Genomic DNA, 17215 nt, shown 5'->3' on the forward strand with positions numbered 1-17215 from the left:
CGCCGCGGATCGCGCCGATGCCTGGAGCCGCAGGCTGGAAAAATCGCGTCTGTTCAGCGATTTTTCCAGACCAGGCGAAGGCATCGGCTTGGAGCGATCCGCACCCGCGCGGAACGCGCGGAGAAGGCGCTGCTTCCTCATCCGTAGAGCCGCTTCAGCTCGGTCTGCACGGAAGCCGACGCGGTCTTGAGCTCGGATGTCGCGTCGCCGCCGCTGCGCACGATCTTGTTCAGGGCGTCGCTCATCGCCAGCTGCATCTTGGCCGTCCACGGCGGCGGGTTCTGCGGCTTGCCGAGGTCCTGCACGAAGCGCACGGCGTCGGCGGCCGGGCCGGACTTCAGCTTGTCGGCCTTGGCCGCGATGCTCTTGCGGGCCGGGATGTGGAAGCCGTAGCTGAGGTCGAAGTCCTGCTGGTAGTCGCCGCGCTGGATCCACAGCCACTGCACGTAGGCCTTGGCCGCGTCGATCTTCTTGCTCTTGGCGTTGACCATCGATCCGTACGCGCCGAACGGCACGGAGGCCTTGCCGGCCCCGTTCAGCGCCGGCCACGGCAGCACGCCGAAGTCGTCGCCCAGGGCCTTCTGCACGGCCGGCACCGTCCACAGTCCCGTCCACTGCATGGCGGTCAGGCCCTGCACGAACGCCGACGGGTCGGACCAGTCGGCCGGCGCGCCGAGCAGCAGGCTGTTGCTGGTGAACAGTTGCCGCAGCTTGCCCACCGACTCGACGGCCAGCGGGTCGTCGAAGCCGACCTTGTGGTCGGGCGTGAGGTAGTCCAGGCCGGCCGACCACAGCAGCGGCCCGGCGAGCACGCCGACACCGCCGTCGTTGCCCAGGAACAGGCCCTTCACCTTGTTGGTGGTGAGCTTGTGGGCGGCGTCGATCAGCTCGTCCACGCTGCTCGGCGGCTGCACGCCGGCCCTGGCCAGCAAACTCTTGCGGTAGAACAGCATCTGCATGTCCACCGCCTGCGGAATGCCGTAGACCTGCCCGTCCACGGTGTGGCTGGCCAGCACCGACTCGGTGAAGTCGCTGCGGGCGTCGCCGAGCAGATCGTCCACCGACACGATTTGCTTGCTGCGCACCATGTCCACCCGCAGCGTGGACTCGAACACGTCGGGACCGTTGCTGGCGGCCAGCGCGCTGGCGATCTTGGAGTCGTAGTCGCCCGGGTTCCACTGGACGTGCACGGTCGCCTTGTCGTACGCCTTGGCGTAGCGCTCGACCGCCTGCTGCACGCCGGCCTCGCCGTAGGCGTGGTACCACTGCTCAATTGTGTCGCCGCCGCTGCTGCCGCGACCGGTGTTGGTGCCGCAGGCCGCGAGCAGCCCGGCCGCGGTGACGCCGCCCGCCATTCCCAGGAATCCCCGCCGGTTGTACGCGTGGTTCACGCCTACCCCTTTCCTTTGGCGCACTGTGCGTGACTACCCCATCACGCAAGCCTGGACCCCGTCAGCCGATCTCTCAATGTGGACGGCCAACTGAGGCGCGAGCGGGGTCACAGTGATTTACTCCATGGTTTGGCCTCAGGACAGCCGAACGGTCGTATCGTGGAATGCGTACCAAGACCCCCGCCGTTCCCTCCCCCCTGAACGGCGGGCCTCGTGCCGGAGCCCCGCTCACCCCCGTGCGGGGCTCCGGTCATTTCTGAGGGAGTCCTGTGATGGCGACCACCTTCCACGAGGCTGCCGACGCCGCCGATCTCGTGGTTGACCTGCTGCTCGACGAAGTCGTGCCCGAAGACCAGGGCACCGCCGAGAGCCGCATCGAGCTGCTCAACGGCCTGGCCCTGGCGGCCGAGGCGCTGCGGGCCGCCGGCCGTGGCGAGCAGACGCTGGCCGACGAGCTCGGCCGTTCCGCGAGCGCCAATTTCGATCGGGTGGACCCGATCGAACTGATGCTGCTGCGCGGCTGATTCCGGCCGATCTCGAAACAATTTCGGTTACTTCCGGGCCCGGGAGAGCAGGGTCTGGATCACCACGACCACCACCAGCACCGCGCCGCTGACCACGGCCTGCATGTTCGAGTTGAACCGGCCGAGCTGGTTGATCAGCTCCTGGATCACGAACAGCAGCGCCACGCCGGCCAGCGTGCCGCTGACCGCGCCGCTGCCGCCGGTGAGCATGGTGCCGCCGATCACCACCGCGGCGATCGCGTTCAGCTCCAGCCCGATGCCGATCACCGTGACCCCGGATCCCAGCTGGGCGGCCGACATCACCCCGGCGAAACCGGCCAGCAGCCCGGACAGCACGTAGACACTGATCTTGGTGCGGGCCACCGGCAACCCCATCAGCGAGGCCGCGTCCTCGTTGCCGCCCACCGCGAACAGCCGCATGCCGAACGGTGAGCGTTGCAGCACAACGCCTCCGACCAGGTAGGCCAGCACCGCGATGACCACCAGCACGGTGCCGTCGCCGAGCCAGCGGAATGCCGAGCCGGCCGGCACCAGGTAGGTGGTCGAGCCCTCGCTGGTGATCAGCTGCAACAGGCCGCGGGCGAACAGCTGCCCGCACAGCGTCACGATGAACGGCGCCATCCGCCAGCGGGCGATCAGCGTGCCCTGCACCAGTCCGATCAGGCCGCTGGCCACCAGCGGCAGGATCAGCGCGCCGGCCACGCCCCACTTCGTCGACCCGTACGCCGCCAGCACACCGGCCAGCGCGTACACCGAGCCGACCGACAGGTCGATGCCACCGCTGATGATCACCAGCGTCATGCCGAGGGCGATCATCGCCAGGAAGCTGGCCTGCACGGCCAGATTGCCCAGCGTGTACGCGGTGAGGAAGGTGCGGAACATCAGGCCGCCGGCGGCCAGCAGGATGACCAGGACGACCAGCGCGCCCTGCCGTTGGATCCTCGCGATCACTTCCCGTTCCTCCTCTCGCGTTGCAGGAGAACGGCGGCGGCGATCAACGCGGCCTCCAACATCTGGGTCACCGAGGCGGGCACGTCGTGCTTGATCAGCGTGGCCGCGATCAGCTGCATCAGCAGCGCGCCGGCCACGGTGCCGACCACCCGGACCCGGCCGCCGGTCAGCGGCGTGCCGCCGACCACCACCGCGGTGATCGCCGACAGCTCGATCAGCAGGCCCAGGCTGGACGGGTCGCTGGCGGTGAGCCGGGCGCTGGCCAGCACGCCGGCGATCGCCGCGAACACCCCGGACAGCACGTAGACCGTGAGCAGCGTGCGCTTCACCGGCAGGCCGGCGAACTCCGCGGCCCGGCGGTTGCCGCCGACCGCCACCAGTTGCCGGCCGAAGGTCGTGCGCTCCACCAGCAGCGCCACCACGATCACCAACGCCAGCGCGACCAGCACGGTCAGCGGAATGCCAATCACCGAGGACGATCCCAGCGCCAGCAGATCCGGGTTGTACAGCTGCTTCAGCTGCCCGTCGGCGATCACCAGCGCCAGTCCTCGACCACCCACCAACAGCGCCAGTGTCGCGACAATCGGCTGCACGCCGGCGAATGTGACCAGTGATCCGCTCAACAGGCCGGCCAGCGCGCCGGCCAACAGGCAGACCAGGATCGACGCCACCACGCCGTAGCCGAGATAGAGCGGCAGCAGCGCGGCGGCGATCGCCATCACCGAGCCGACCGACAGGTCGATGCCCTCGGTGCCGATCACCAGGGCCATGCCCAGGGCTACCACCAGCGTCGGCACCACCTGCACCAGTTGGGTGCGCAGGTTGTCGCCGGTCAGGAAGTTCGGCGTGATCACGACGTTGACCACGATCAGCACCAGCAGCGCCAGGTACACGCCGTAGTCGCGGATCGCGGTGCGCCGCAACAGGGTGCTAGTGCTCATCGGCGATCACCGCCATCACGCCGTCCACGCTCACCTGGTCGCCGGTCAGCTCGGCCACCGACGCCCCCTCCCGCAGCACGACCACCCGGTCCGCGCCCTCGACCAACTCCTCCAGGTCGCTGGACACCATCACGATGCCCAGCCCCTGCGAGGCCAACTCGTCCACCAGCGCCTGCACCTCGGCCTTGGCGCCGACGTCGATGCCACGGGTGGGCTCGTCCAGCAGCAGCACCTTCGGGCTCATGGCCAGCCACCGGGCCAGCATCACCTTCTGCTGGTTGCCGCCGGACAGCTCGCTCACCCGCTGCTCGGGGCTGGCCGCCTTGATCCGCAGGCGGCGCATGAACGTGTCCACGATCTCGCGCTGTTTTCGTTTGGAGACAATGCCGGCGACCGACAGCCGGGGCAGCGCGGCCAGCACGATGTTCTCCCGCACGGAGAGGTTGGGGATGATGCCCTCGGCCTTGCGGTCCTCCGGCACCAGCACCAGGCCGGCCCGGATGGCCGCCGGCGTGGAGCCGGCGCGGATCCGCTTGCCGGCCACTTCGATCTCGCCCTCGTCCAGCGGTTGCAGGCCGACCAGGGCCTTCATCGTCTCGGTGCGGCCCGAGCCCAACAGCCCGCCGAGCCCGACGACCTCGCCCGGATGCACCGTCAGGTCGACACCCTCCAGCACCGTCCGGCGACGCAAACCCTTGCCGCGCAACACGGTCCGTTCGGCGCTGTCGTGCTCGCCGACGAACGCCGTGCGGTCGCTCTCGCTGGACAGGGTGCGGCCCAACATGGTCGCCACCAGCTCCAGCCGGCCGATCTCGGCCAGCGGTCCACTATGGACGACCTGGCCGTCACGCAGCACCGTGACCGTGTCGCAGATCTGGTACAGCTCCTCCAGCCGATGGCTGACGTAGAGAATGGCCACGTCGCGCTCGTGCAGCCGGCGGATTACCTCGAAAAGCGTTTCCACCTCACGGGGTTCCAGCGACGAGCTTGGCTCGTCCATGATCACGACCTTGGCCCGGGCCCGCACCGACCGGGCCACCGCGATCATCTGCTGCACGCCCAGGCCGAGCGTGCGCAGCTGCCGCCGCGGGTCCACGTTGATGCCCAGTTCCGAGAGCAGCTCCCGGGCCTGGGCCTGCATCGCCGCGAAGTCGATGAGCCGCAGTCGGTTGCGGGGCTCGTGACCCAGGAACAGGTTCTGCGCCACCGACATCGAGGGCACCAGGTTGACCTCCTGGTACACCGTGCTGATGCCGGCCGCCTGCGCGTCCAGCGGCCGGCCGAAGGACACCGGCTCGCCGTCCAGCAGCAGCTGGCCGCCGTCCGGCTGGTACACGCCGGTGAGCACCTTGATCAGGGTGGACTTGCCCGCGCCGTTCTCGCCGACCAGCGTGTGCACCTGGCCGGGGCGCAGCTCGAAGTCCACCTCCCGCAGCGCCTGCACGCCGGCGAAGTGCTTGTTCACGCCGACCGCTTGCAGCAACTGGCGACCTCCTTTGAGAAGGCGACCGCCCGATCGGCGCGCACTGCCGATCGGGCGGCCGGGCACTATTCAACTGCGTCATCACCAGCACGCCCGCGAGGCCGCGCCGGGGGCCTGGTCCGTCGCCAACCTTCGCGAGGCCGCGCCGGTGCCTGGACCGTCGCCGGATTTCACCCGCCGCCACCCAACTCAACCACCCACTCAAGCCGACGCGGCGGGTTAAATCCGGCCAGGGAAGGCACCGGTCACGAGCGGCCTCGCCCCGCGCGGAACGCGCGGCACAAGCTCAGTAGGCGTTGCCGACCTGAGCGGCGGCGTTGGAGCTGTCGTACTCCTTGTCCTGGATGGTGATCGTCTGCGGGATCGGCTTGCCGGCCAGGAAGTCCTTCAGCGTGGACAGGGCCAGCGGGCCGAACCGCGGGTTGGACTCGACGTCCCCGTTGACCTGGCCGGCGACGATGCCCTGGACCACGTTGCGGGTGCCGTCCACGGAGAACACCTTGATGTCGGTGCCGGGCTTCTTGCCGGCGCCGCTGATCGCGGTGACCGCGCCCAGGGCCATCTCGTCGTTCTCGGCGTAGATCGCGGTGATCTCCGGGTGGGCCTGCAGCAGCTGCTCGGTGACCGACTGGCCCTTCTCCCGGGTGAAGTCGCCGGTCTGCTGGGCGACGACCTGCACGTTCGGGGCGTTGGCCTTGAGATAGTCGGTGAAGCCGCTGGTGCGGTCGGTGGTCACGTTGTTGCCGGTGGCGCCGAGCAGGATGGCCACCTTGGCGCTGCCGTTGGTGGCCTTCACCAGCTGGGTCGCGGCCCGCTTGCCCTGGGTCACGAAGTCCGAGCCGATGAACGTGAGGTAGTCCTTGCAGGCGGTGGCCGAGGACAGCTTGCGGTCGATGGTCACCACCGGGACCTTCTTGTCTCTGGCCGCCTGCAGCGCCGGCTCCAGGCCCTCGGAGTTGAGCGGGGCCACGATGAGCAGGTTCGCGCCCTGGGCCAGCAGACCCTGGATGTCGGAGATCTGCTGGCTCAGGTTGGAGTTGGCGTTGCGCTTGAGCAGCTGCACGCCCTGCTTCTGGGCCTCGTCGGTGATCGACTGGGTCTCGGTGATCCGGAACGGGTTGGCCTCGGCCTCGGACTGGGAGAAGCCGATGACCGCCTTGCTGAAGTCCACCTTGTTGGCGCCGTAGGCGTCGATCGTGCAGGTGGGGCCGGCCGCGTTGGACGCGGTCTGCTGGCCGCCGCCGCTGGTCGGTGTGGACCCGCCGCCGCCACTGCTCTCCGGGTTCGCGCACCCGGTGACCACCAGCAGCGCGACCACCGCTGCGGCCGCCCCAAGGGAAGACTTCATCGTCATCACCCTCCTACCCCGCTTCGGATCAAACTAACGGAAAGCTTCGTTTCGCTGTCAAGCGGTCACGCAAGGTTTGTCCGATCAGGTGTCCGACCGGTACAGCTGATCGATCTCGGCTGCCGTGAGAGCGCGATCATAGACATGCACCTGGTCCAGCGCACCAGCCCAGAAATCCACCTGCGCGTTGTTGTAGAGGGCCCGTCCGATGACCGTATGGCCGGTCGCCGGGTGCCCCGGGCAGTACGGCGCGGAGCCGGCGAGCTGCCCGTTCACGTACAGGCTGATCTGCGAGGACACCGAGTCGTAGACGCCGACCAGGTGGTACCAGACGCCCGCCTGCGGGGTCGGCCCCAGCGCGCGGATCGTCGGCGTGCTGAACGCGAACTTGTTGTCCTGGGCCGAGTACTGGAGGAAGAACTCGCTCACGCCGTCGGACCGGTCCTGGCTGACCGCCGTGGCGAATCGCCCGGTCTTGTCCAGTCGCACCCAGGCGGCCACCGAGTAGTTGGTGCTGGTGTCCAGAATGGACGCTCCGGTGTCGGCCCACTGGTTGGTGCCGTTGAACTCCAGCGCCTGCCCGGAGTGACCGGGAATCCAAATAGGACCGTTCTGCAGCGCCACCGAGTGGCCGTGGCCCGAGGAGTCGTCGGAGACGCCGTCCAGCTGCCAGGCGCCGACGCCGGTCAGCCCGGGTGTGCCCGGCGGCGGGGGAGTCGGGTGCGTGGCCTGGCCGGAGGCGGCGATCACCGCCTCGTTCACCGCCCGGATCTGGGCCGCGTCCGGCTTGAGCACCTTGCGGTCGTAGGTGAACAGGCCGTTGACCTCGTTCTCCACGTCGGTGGCCTGGGTGTAGATCGCCGCCGACAGCCCGCACTTCACCTCGCAGTCCTTGACCTGGTTGAGGATCTGCACGTAGCGGCTGGTCAGGGTGGCGGCGTCCGGCTCCATCTCGTAGCTGGTGCCCTTGCCCGGCTGCCACTCGTGGCCCGTGACCTTCAGCCCGAGCCCGCCGAACTCGCCGTCCACCGCGGCCCGGGTGTCGGTCGGCACCGGGTTGCCGGGGCCGACGTAGGCGTGGTTGTCGTAGACGTCGCCGTTGCCGCCGTCGAAGGAGTAGCAGCAGTTCAGACCGCTGTTGTTGTTCACCAGCCGGCTGGGATCCCAGGCCTTGACCTGGTCGGTGATCCCGGCCGGGTCGAACTCGCCCCAGCCCTCGTTGAACGGCACCCACTCCACGATCGACGGGTGGCTGACGTGCTGGGTGACCATGCTGTGCAGCTCGGTCGTGAACTCCTGCTCGGCCGCCGGGGTCGGGCGCGGCGTGCTCGGCACGTTCGAGCTGAAGTCCGCGTTCATCGACGGCATGTCCTGCCACACCATCAGGCCCAGCCGGTCGGCCCAGTAGTACCAGCGGTCCGGCTCCACCTTGATGTGCTTGCGAACCGTGTTGAACCCCAACGACTTCTGCTGGGCCAGGTCGAAGCGCAGTGCGGAATCCGTTGGGGCGGTGTAGATCCCGTCCGGCCAGAAGCCCTGGTCCAGGGTGCCCAGGCTGAACACGAACTGGCCGTTGAGCAGTGTGCGCAGCTTGCCGTCCGGCCCCTTGCCGATCGAGACCGAGCGCATGCCGAAGTAGCTGGTGACCTTGTCGCCGCCGGCCACCCGCACGGACAGGTCGTAGAGGAACGGGTCGTCCGGGCTCCACAGGTGCGGATGCGGGATCGGCACGGTCAGCTGCGTGTCGGCCTTGCCGGTGGTGCGCGCGACGGTCCGGCCGTGATCACTGGTCACGATCTCGACCTGCTGGCCCTGCACGCCGGTGGTGTGCACGGTCAGCTTGAGCGAGTTCGTGGTCAGATCGGGAACCGAGTCCAGCGCGGTCACGTGGGTCGTGGGGACCGGCTCCAGCCACACCGACTGCCAGATGCCCGACGACGGCGTGTACACGATGTTGTTGACCGGGTGGGCGCGCTGCTTGCCGATCGGCTGGCCGCCGTCCTCGGTCGGGTCCTGCACGCCGACCACCAGCTCCTGATCACCCTGCCGGGTCAGCGCGTCGGTCACGTCCACGCTGAACGCGTCGTAGCCGCCCTGGTGGGTGGCCAGCTGGCGGCCGTTGACCCAGACCGTGGCCTGGTAGTCGACCGCGCCGAAGTTGAGCACCACACGCTGCCCGTGCCAGGACTGCGGCACGGTGAAGGTGCGTCGGTACCACATGGAGCTTTCGTGTCGCATGATCCCGGACAGGGCGGATTCCACCGGATACGGCACGAGAATCCGTTCCGGCAGCGAATGTCCGTCCGGCGCCGTGGTGCCGAACTGCCAGACCCCGTTGAGGCTGAGCCAGTCCCGCCGGACCAGCTGCGGACGCGGGTACTCGGGCAGCGCGTTGTCCGGGCCGACCTGGTCGGTCCACGGCGTGGCCAGCGGCGGGGCCTTGCGGTGCCAACCGGTGTCCGGCGCGGCGGCGGCCGGCAGGGTGAAGACCGACAAAGCGGCCAGCGCGACCACGAACACACTTGCGAATCTGCGCATCGGCACTCCTTAGACGCGGGTGCTGGGTGCGCGTTCCCGGGTGGGACCAGCCGTTGTCACGCAGGATGCTAGAACCGACACGCTAGGTCATCAACCGCCGTTCGTGCCCCCTGGTGTCCGGGCACGTGGGCGAACTGGGCTACCGTACGGCCGGACATCGCTGGGCGATGGAGCGCCGGCATCGAAAAAATCCTTAAGTTGTGCGGCCAGGGGTGAGCCCTGACGATCGCCGGGAGGTGGACGCCCGTGGACGGTAGTTTCGAGAACGAGCCGCCCCGACGCCCCGGACCCTCGGGCGGGCGTCCGCAGCCGCCCCGCCAGCCCGGTCCGCCCCGCCTGCAGCCACCGCCGCGTCCGTCCGGGCAGCAGCCCCCGCCGCGTCCGGCCCCGAGGCCGGGCGGTCAGCAGCCGGGGCCGAGGCCTGCTCAGCAGCGGCCGGCTCAGCCTGGTGTGGGCCAATCCGGTTCGGCCCAGCCTGGTTCAGCCCAGCCTGGTTCGGCTCAGCCGAAGCCTGCTCAGTCGAAGACAGCACCGTCCACATCGGCCCAGTCGAAATCGGTCCAGTCGAAGCCGGGACAGGCCAAGCCGGGACAGGCGAAGTCGGCGCCGGCCAAGTCCGCGGCCGAGAAGCCGCCTGCCCGCCCGTCCGCCGGCGGCATGTTCAACCGCAACACCGTCGCCAAGCGGGCCGGCATGACCGCGCTCGCGCTGACGTCCACCATCGTGCTGGTGCTCACCGGCTACGCCTGGACGACGCTGGACAGCCTGAACACCGGCCTGGCCACCGACAACGTGATCCAGGCCGAGAAGCCGGCCGACGGCGCGATCGACGTGCTGCTGGTCGGCCTGGACAGCCGGACCGACGCGCACGGCAATCCGCTTGACCCGAAGCTGCTGGCCCAGCTCAACGCCGGCGGCGACGACGGCGAGCTGAACACCGACACGCTGATCCTGGTGCACATCCCCAACGACACCAGCAAGCCGGCCGCGCTGCTGTCCATCCCGCGCGACTCCTACGTCGACATCCCCGGCGGCTACGGCACCCACAAGATCAATTCGGCGTACGCCCGGGCCATGAACGACACCGCCTCGGACCTGCGCAACAAGGGCGTCACCGACCAGAAGCAGATCACCCAGCAGTCCCAGTCGGCCGGGCGCAAGGAGCTGATCGCCACCATCGAGCAGCTCACCGGGGCCAGTATCGACCACTACGCCGAGATCAACCTGTTCGGCTTCAGCGAGATCACCCAGGCCATCGGCGGCGTCAAGGTGTGTCTGAAGCAGGCGACCAAGGACAGCTTCTCCGGGGCCAACTTCCAGGCCGGCGAACAGACCATCTCGGGCGTGGACGCGCTGAAGTTCGTGCGGCAGCGGCACGAACTGCCCAACGGCGACCTGGACCGGATCAAGCGGCAGCAGGTGTTCATGGCCGGCTTGGCCAGCACCGTGCTGTCCGGCGGCACCATGACCAACCCGGCCAAGCTGAGCAGCCTGATCGGCGCCATCAAGAACGCCGTCGTGCTCGACCAGGGCTGGGATCTGCTCGGCTTCGCCAGCCAGCTCAAGGGCATGACCGGCGGCGGGCTGCACTTCCAGACCATTCCCACCGGCCGCCCCGACCTGCCGACGCCCAGCGACGGCCAGGCCGTCGAGGTGATTCCCTCGCAGGTCAAGGCGTTCGTGCAGCAGCTGACCGGGATCACCCCCAGCAGCACCGCGCCGACCAGCGGCAGCTCCGCCACCGGCAACGGCATCACCGTCGAGGTGCGCAACGCCAACGGCAAGTCCGGCCTGGCCAGCAGCGTGATGAACGCGCTGGTGGCCAAGGGCTTCACCGAGGGTGACACCGACGTCGCGACCCCGCGCTCCCAGTCGGTCATCCGCTACCCCAGCGGCGGCGCTGCCAACGCGCAGAAGGTGTCCACCGCGCTCGGCGGCGGCTACGACACCGAGGAGGACAACACCGTCCCCGCCGGCCACGTGCGGGTCTTCCTGTCCACCCGCTACAACGGCCCCGGCTCCGAAGGCTTCACCGGCCCCGCCGCCTACGCCCTCGCCCCCACCGGTGCGGCCACCACCTCGGCCCCCGCCAGCAGTGACACGATCACCGCCGACGGCATCACCTGCGTGAATTAAGTCTTTGGCGCCGTCAACGCAGGAGAGTGCGAGGCGTCGGCTACCCGGGGGCCGGGCCGCGACGCCGAAGGCGGCGCCAAAAACTCAGTGTTCCTTGCCGGTGTCGAAGTGGGTGTCCAGGTAGGGCTCCGGCTTGAGGTCGCTGTCCCGTAACAGGGAGAAGACCTCGGTGCCCTGGGTGATCCGGTCCTCCGACAGCGCGTAGGCCTGGGCGAAGCGGAGGTGCTCGACGCCGTTGTCGCGGGCGTAGTCGCGGGCCTCCCGGCCGGCGAGCTCGACCGCCTGCGCGGCGGAGGCCGCGCGCCACAAGGTGATCCGCTCTTCATACGGCTGGTTCGCGTGGTTGGTCCACCGGAACACGCAGCGCACCCCGTACCAGCCGAGTCCGTCGTCGGTCACCGGTCGATTATCTCAACTACTCCACCAGATCGGCGTGAAGCTTTTCACGCAACCCTTCCAACTGCTGGTAGGACCACAGGTCCCGGAACGCGGTGAGCCGGCGGCCGTCGGCGTCGAGCACGAAGTGCGTGCCCCGGCGGGCCATGGTGACCGCCCTGATCCGGTCCCGGTCCACCTTGCTGGACGGGCCGATCAGCACGTGCACCCGCAGCTGGCGGTCGTCCAGCTCAAGCCGGGTGCGCCGGAGGTAGGCCGGCGGGATCAGGGCGAACACGGCCACGATCAGCAGCCACACCACGATCTGCAGGGGGCCGAGCGAGCCGATCGACGTGAATCCGGCGACCAGGGTGGCGAGGGACAACAGTCCCATCAGGACGATCACGGACAGCACTCGCGGATTGGTCGGCGAGCAGCGGAGCACCAGCATGGGTGCACCCCAACACGAAAATGACCCGATCGGGGATAACGCTTTCGTAACGCATGGCCGGTCGGGCTGGGGTGGTGGACCCGGTTCGCGGTGAACTGCTCCGTCGGTCGTGGGAAAGCGAGGGGACCTCACCGTGAAATCGACCCTGGCGGGCGTCTGTGCTGTTGTTGCCCTGGTGGCCGGCGCGGCGCCGGCGGCAGCCGGGACACCGACCTCCGAGCCGCGGCCCGCCGCGTCCGACAAGGTGTTCACCCACGTCTGCGAGGGGCAGCCGCGGTACGAGTGCGGCACCATCAGCGTGCCCCTGGACTATTCGCGGCCGGCCGGCGCCAAGATCACCATCGCTGTCTCCCGGTTCAAGGCCACCGGCACGCGACAGGGCGTGATCCTGTTCAACCCCGGCGGTCCCGGCGGCAGCGGCCTGTTCGCCGCCGGCGCCGTGCCGGCCAGCGTGCGCGCCGCCTACGACTTCATCGGCTTCGATCCCCGTGGCGTCGGCAAGAGCAGCCCGATCAGCTGCGTCGACCCGTCCTTCTTCGCCACCCCGGCGGCCGACCCCAATCCCGCCACGGAGGCCGACAAGGTCCCGTTCATCAAGCGGGCCAGGTCCTATGCGAACGGTTGCGCCACCCGGTCCGGGGCCGAGCTGCCGTACGTCAACACCCTGAACACCGCGCGGGACATGGACTCCATCCGTGTGGCGCTGGGCGAGTCCCAGATCAACTACTTCGGTGTGTCGTACGGGACCTACCTCGGCGCCGTGTACGGGCAGCTGTTCCCGCAGCGGGTGCGGCGGATGGTGCTGGACAGCAACATCAACGCCGACCCGTCCAGCGTGTGGTACCAGGCCAACCTCGACCAGGACATCGCCTTCCAGAAGCGGTCCGACATCTGGTTCGACTGGATCGGCCGCTACGACAGCGTGTTCCACCTCGGCGCCGGTCACGACGCCGTGTACGCCAACTACCTCAAGGCCCGTTCGTCGCTGGCCGCGAAACCGGCCGGTCCGGTCGGGCCGGCCGAGCTCGACTCCGTGGTCGTCAACTCCGGGTACTACGACATCAACTGGGTCAGCAACGCCCGGGCGCTGAGCGACTACGTGGTCAAGGGCGACGCCACCGCGCTCGTCACGTACACAAAGGACAACAACCCGGCCACCGCCGACGGCGAGAACAGCAACGCCGTCTACACCGCCGTCGAGTGCAACGACGCCCGGTGGCCGCGGAGCTGGTCGGTCTGGAACAACGACAACATCGCCGTCGCCAAGCAGGCGCCCATCGAGACCTGGGCCAACGCCTGGATGAACCTGCCGTGCGCGTTCTGGCCGCTGCCCCAGCCGTCCGCGCCGCGCATCACCGGCGCCGGCCTGCCGCCGATCATGATGGTCCAGGGCACCCTCGACGCCGCCACCCCGTACCAGGGCGCGCTGCGCACCCACCAGCTGCTGCCCAGCTCCCGGATGATCATTGAGCAGGGCGGCGGCTCGCACGGCGTCTACAACGAGCCGTGGGTGCACAACGCCTGCGTGGACACCAACGTCACCGCCTACCTGCTCACCGGCGCGGTGCCCGCGGCCGACGTGACCTGCCCCGGCCACGCCCTGCCCGATCCCACCAAGGCCTCGGCGGCCCGTGATCTGCCCGATCCCGTCGGCGCCCTGGCCGCCCGGGTGCTGCCCCGGCGCTGATCACCTGCTGTCCCACCTGAGTGGCTCATATGACTCTGGGGGACCACATGAGTGGCTCGCTTGGTCCTCAAGTCAAGTGAGCCACTCAAGTAGGGAACTGGCCGTCGCCCAACCGCCTCCGCCTAAATCCCTTGACCGCTGAATATCTCGGCATCTAAGTTGTCTCCCCGTTGAGTTGCTTTTCGGGGGGAGCGGTCATGGGTGAGCGGGTGTCGGTGCTGGTGGTCGGCGCGGGGCTGGCCGGGCTGTCCAGCGCGGTGTTCCTGGCCCGGCGGGGCGTGGACGTGCTGCTGGTGGAGCGGCGTTCGGAGACGTCGATCTTCCCGAGGGCGGTGGGCCAGAACCAGCGCACCATGGAGCTGCTGGGCTTCGGCGGGGTGGCCCGCGACGTGCCGACGCCGGAGCCGGGCACGAGTGTGTTCCGGGTCAGGATCGCGGGCACGCTGCCAGGGCCGACCTTCCACGAGGAGATCTCCGAGACCGACACCACGGACGCGGGCACGTTGTCGCCGGCCAGCATGGGCACGGCCGGCCAGGACAAGCTGGAGCCGCTGCTGCGCCAGCACGCCGAGAAGCTGGGCGCGCAGCTCCGCTTCGACACGGAGCTGGTGTCGTTCACCCAGGACGAGGACGGGGTGACGGCCGAGGTCCGCGACCACGACGGCTGGACCAGCCAGGTGCGGGCCGACTATCTCGTCGCCGCGGACGGCAATCGCAGCGCGGTGCGTGCGGCGCTGGGCATTGGCCGGCACGGCCCGGGCAGCCTCGGGCACAACGCCAGCATCATCTTCGACGCCGACCTCGGGGACCTGGCCGACCAGCAGCCGACGCTGCACGTGCTGCACAACGAGCACGTGAACGGCGTGTTCATCACTGTCGACGGCGCCTACCACCGGCACCTGCTCAGCGTCGGCTACGACCCGGCGGCCGGGCAGTCGGTGGATGACTTCACGCCGGAGCGCTGCACGGAGCTGATCCGGCTGGTCACCGAGCGGCCGGACCTCCAGCCCGACATCCGGGCCGTGCGGCCGTGGGAGATGGCGGCTCTGGTGGCGGACCGGTTCCGGGAGGGGCGCGTGCTGCTGGCCGGCGACGCGGCCAAGGTCACGCCGCCCAGCGGCGGCTTCGGCGGCAACACGGCGATCGGCGACGCCTACGACCTGGCGTGGAAACTGGCTGCGGTGCTCGACGACACGGCCGGGCCGGGACTGCTGGACACCTACGACGCCGAGCGGCGGCCGATCGCCGAGCGGGTGGTGGCCGAGGCGTTGCGGCTGGCGGCCAGCCGCGGACCCGGGGCCGACACCGACGACACCACCACCGAGCAGCAGCGCGCGGCCGAGCTCACGCTCGGGTTCCGCTACCGCTCTGACGCGGTCGTGACCGAGGACGAGGATCCGGCCGACGCCGAGGATCCGCACCGGCCGTCGGGCCGCCCCGGATTCCGGGCGCCGCACGTGTGGTTGCCGAGCGAGGGGGAGCGGCTGTCCACCGTGGACCTGTTCGGCGACGGTTTCGTTTTGCTGTGCGGGCCGAACGGGGGATTCTGGTCCGAGGTCGCCGCCGACGTCACCGCCCGGTTCGGCGTCGCGGTGCGCACCCGCACCGTCGGCGGCGAGGAGTTCCTTGCCCGGTACGGAATCGGCGCGTCGGGGGCGAGCCTGGTCCGGCCGGACGGCGTCGTCGCGTGGCGGGCGGTCGAACCGCCGGAGGAGCCGACGTGGGCGCTGCTGGGCGCGTTGGCCACCGTATTGGACCGCTAGATCCACCTGATAGGGGTAGCCCGGGCGGGGGATTCGGGGCAGCTGACGAGCAGCACGCAGCGGAAGCAGCGCATGCCGTCGGCACTGTCGATGATCAGGTCGCGGTGCGCGGTGTGGTCGCAGCGAGCGGCCAGAACGCCTTGTCCCACTTGGGTTATCTGCGCCAGAGGGAAGGCGTGCACCTGGTCGTCGTAGCGGCTGTGCCACCAGATGAACGGGCCGGTCATGGTGGCAAACGGTAGGAGCGGACGCCGACCTCGCCTCGCCATCGGGCGCATGTCACATCGCCATCGCCCGCACGGATCGCTAGCGTCGCGCAAGTGCAGCGCAATGAGCGCCTGGAAGCCATGCAGCAGGCCGCGTCGGCGGCCTTCGCCCCGCTCCGGTTGACCACCGAGGACTTCGACTTCGACGGTGGCATCCGGTACGCGACAGCGGGCGGCCTGCTGGTGGCCGACATCACCGGAAACCCGGGCGGCGTCTGGCGTCCGCAGCGGCTGATCACGTCGTCCGACCCCGAGCTGTACAAGTTCTCCCTGCACCTGAGCGGATCCTGCATGCTGGGCCAGGACGGCCGGCACACCGTGGTCAACCCCGGCGACCTCGTCGTGTACGACACCACCCGCCCGTACGGCCTGGTCTACGGCACCACCTACCGGACGGTTGTGGTCGGCGTGCCACGGGATCGGCTGGCCGGTCAGGCATCGGCGCTGCGGCAGGCGATCGCGCGGCCGACCGAGACCGACGCCGGCCTGCGCCGAGTGGTCGCCGGCATGCTCAACGGCCTGGCCGAGGATCTCGACGCCACCGTCGCCGAGGGCGGCACGCAGCTGGCCGACGCGCTGCTTTCACTGCTGGGAAAGGTTTTCACCGGCGACGCCCGGCTGACCGATCCGCGAACGTCCATGCGGGAGCGGGTGGTTGCCTACTGCGAGGCCAACCTGGGCGACCCGGACCTGTCGGTCGAGATGATCGCCCAGGTGCACGGCATTTCCCAGCGGTACCTGCACAAGCTGTTCGCCGGCAGCGGCACCACGATCGCCGCGCTGATCAGAACCCGCCGCCTGCAACGGATCCGCGACGATCTCGCCGACCCCGGGCAGGCGACCGTGCCGGTGGCGGCGATCGCCGCCCGCTGGGGCGTGCTCGATCCGACGCACGTGAGCCGGCTGTTCCGCGCGGTGTACGGAACCTCGCCGATCGGCTACCGCCGGCAGCTACTGGATCAGTTCCCGCGCTGAGTGGGCATCCAGGCCGCGGCCTGCACCCGGGCCAGCCCGCTGCGCACCGCGGCGGCGAAGCGCTGCGCCTGCTCGAAGGGCACGCCGGTGCAGCGCAGCTCCAGGTGCTCGGCCCGGATCGACAGCGCGCCGCCGGACATCGAGTTGCCGGCGGTGGCCACCGACACGACCTCGGTCAGCGGGATGTGCGAGCCCGCGGCCAGCACCCGGAAGTCGGTGACGACCAGCGTGCCGGTGGGGCCGGAGAGCACGGCGCGCACCTGCTCGGTCGGACCGAGCCGGTCGGTGAACTCGGCGGAAAGCTCGATGAGGTCGGCCATCGGCTCAGGATCCTGGCGACGGGTGGCCACCGTCACTAGCCCGTCGGTGTGAGGGCACCGGTCACG

16 protein-coding genes are annotated in these 17215 nt (G+C 69.6%); 5 read left to right on the forward strand and 11 right to left on the reverse strand.

Annotated features, from left to right (window positions below; translation table 11 throughout):
- Nucleotides 1–137 precede the first annotated feature (137 nt).
- On the reverse strand, nucleotides 138–1355 hold the full coding sequence (locus JJ691_RS44260; protein ID WP_211772113.1) for an ABC transporter substrate-binding protein: 1218 nt from the start codon (nucleotides 1353–1355) through the stop codon (nucleotides 138–140).
- Between the two features lie 308 nt (nucleotides 1356–1663).
- On the opposite strand from JJ691_RS44260, the gene JJ691_RS44265 reads away from it, so the two are divergent.
- Nucleotides 1664–1915: a hypothetical protein gene (locus tag JJ691_RS44265; RefSeq protein ID WP_211765381.1), complete on the forward strand. Its 252-nt coding sequence runs from the start codon at nucleotides 1664–1666 to the stop codon at nucleotides 1913–1915.
- A gap of 27 nt (nucleotides 1916–1942) precedes the next feature.
- Here JJ691_RS44265 and JJ691_RS44270 read toward each other — a convergent pair whose 3' ends face one another.
- From JJ691_RS44270 to JJ691_RS44295, 6 genes are all read right to left on the reverse strand, one after another.
- Entirely contained in the window at nucleotides 1943–2866 is a 924-nt protein-coding gene (locus tag JJ691_RS44270; RefSeq protein WP_249227420.1) for an ABC transporter permease, read from the reverse strand.
- On the reverse strand, nucleotides 2863–3807 hold the full coding sequence (locus JJ691_RS44275) for an ABC transporter permease (protein ID WP_211765382.1): 945 nt from the start codon (nucleotides 3805–3807) through the stop codon (nucleotides 2863–2865). Before JJ691_RS44275 ends, JJ691_RS44270 begins: the two co-directional genes overlap by 4 nt.
- Entirely contained in the window at nucleotides 3797–5290 is a 1494-nt protein-coding gene (locus tag JJ691_RS44280) for a sugar ABC transporter ATP-binding protein (protein WP_211765383.1), read from the reverse strand. Before JJ691_RS44280 ends, JJ691_RS44275 begins: the two co-directional genes overlap by 11 nt.
- Before the next feature lie 286 nt (nucleotides 5291–5576).
- On the reverse strand, nucleotides 5577–6638 hold the full coding sequence (locus JJ691_RS44285) for an ABC transporter substrate-binding protein (RefSeq protein WP_211765384.1): 1062 nt from the start codon (nucleotides 6636–6638) through the stop codon (nucleotides 5577–5579).
- 84 nt (nucleotides 6639–6722) lie between these two features.
- Nucleotides 6723–9176: a LamG-like jellyroll fold domain-containing protein gene (locus JJ691_RS44290; protein ID WP_211765385.1), complete on the reverse strand. Its 2454-nt coding sequence runs from the start codon at nucleotides 9174–9176 to the stop codon at nucleotides 6723–6725.
- Between the two features lie 515 nt (nucleotides 9177–9691).
- The gene (locus JJ691_RS44295) at nucleotides 9692–9841 is read right to left on the reverse strand and encodes a hypothetical protein (protein WP_211765386.1); all 150 of its coding nucleotides are present in this window, start codon (nucleotides 9839–9841) and stop codon (nucleotides 9692–9694) included.
- On the opposite strand from JJ691_RS44295, the gene JJ691_RS44300 reads away from it, so the two are divergent.
- Nucleotides 9834–11312, forward strand: a complete 1479-nt coding sequence (locus JJ691_RS44300) for an LCP family protein (RefSeq protein ID WP_211765387.1) — start codon at nucleotides 9834–9836, stop codon at nucleotides 11310–11312. The genes JJ691_RS44295 and JJ691_RS44300 overlap by 8 nt on opposite strands.
- A gap of 84 nt (nucleotides 11313–11396) precedes the next feature.
- On the opposite strand, the gene JJ691_RS44305 is transcribed toward JJ691_RS44300, so the two are convergent.
- Both JJ691_RS44305 and JJ691_RS44310 read right to left on the reverse strand, forming a co-directional pair.
- Nucleotides 11397–11711: a hypothetical protein gene (locus JJ691_RS44305; RefSeq protein WP_211765388.1), complete on the reverse strand. Its 315-nt coding sequence runs from the start codon at nucleotides 11709–11711 to the stop codon at nucleotides 11397–11399.
- Between the two features lie 16 nt (nucleotides 11712–11727).
- Nucleotides 11728–12138, reverse strand: coding sequence for a hypothetical protein (locus JJ691_RS44310; RefSeq protein ID WP_211765389.1), 411 nt, complete (start codon nucleotides 12136–12138; stop codon nucleotides 11728–11730).
- Nucleotides 12139–12271: 133 nt separating this feature from the next.
- Between JJ691_RS44310 and JJ691_RS44315 the strand changes: the two genes are divergently transcribed.
- Nucleotides 12272–13825 (forward strand): alpha/beta hydrolase, encoded by a 1554-nt coding sequence (locus JJ691_RS44315; protein ID WP_211765390.1) that lies wholly within the window; start codon nucleotides 12272–12274, stop codon nucleotides 13823–13825.
- Nucleotides 13826–14022: 197 nt separating this feature from the next.
- Nucleotides 14023–15588 carry an aklavinone 12-hydroxylase RdmE gene (gene rdmE, locus JJ691_RS44320; RefSeq protein WP_211765391.1) on the forward strand — a complete coding sequence of 522 codons (1566 nt, stop codon included), beginning with the start codon at nucleotides 14023–14025 and terminating at the stop codon, nucleotides 15586–15588.
- On the opposite strand, the gene JJ691_RS44325 is transcribed toward rdmE, so the two are convergent.
- On the reverse strand, nucleotides 15585–15815 hold the full coding sequence (locus JJ691_RS44325) for a hypothetical protein (protein WP_211765392.1): 231 nt from the start codon (nucleotides 15813–15815) through the stop codon (nucleotides 15585–15587). The two genes, rdmE and JJ691_RS44325, sit on opposite strands and share 4 nt — an antisense overlap.
- Nucleotides 15816–15908: 93 nt before the next feature.
- Here JJ691_RS44325 and JJ691_RS44330 point away from each other — a divergent pair, with 93 nt between their 5' ends.
- On the forward strand, nucleotides 15909–16829 hold the full coding sequence (locus JJ691_RS44330) for a helix-turn-helix domain-containing protein (protein WP_211765393.1): 921 nt from the start codon (nucleotides 15909–15911) through the stop codon (nucleotides 16827–16829).
- Here the strand turns inward: JJ691_RS44330 and JJ691_RS44335 are convergent.
- Nucleotides 16814–17149 carry a hypothetical protein gene (locus tag JJ691_RS44335; RefSeq protein ID WP_211765394.1) on the reverse strand — a complete coding sequence of 112 codons (336 nt, stop codon included), beginning with the start codon at nucleotides 17147–17149 and terminating at the stop codon, nucleotides 16814–16816. The genes JJ691_RS44330 and JJ691_RS44335 overlap by 16 nt on opposite strands.
- Between the last annotated feature and the right edge of the window lie 66 nt (nucleotides 17150–17215).

Source organism: Kutzneria sp. CA-103260, assembly GCF_018263855.1.
GTDB lineage: Bacteria > Actinomycetota > Actinomycetes > Mycobacteriales > Pseudonocardiaceae > Kutzneria.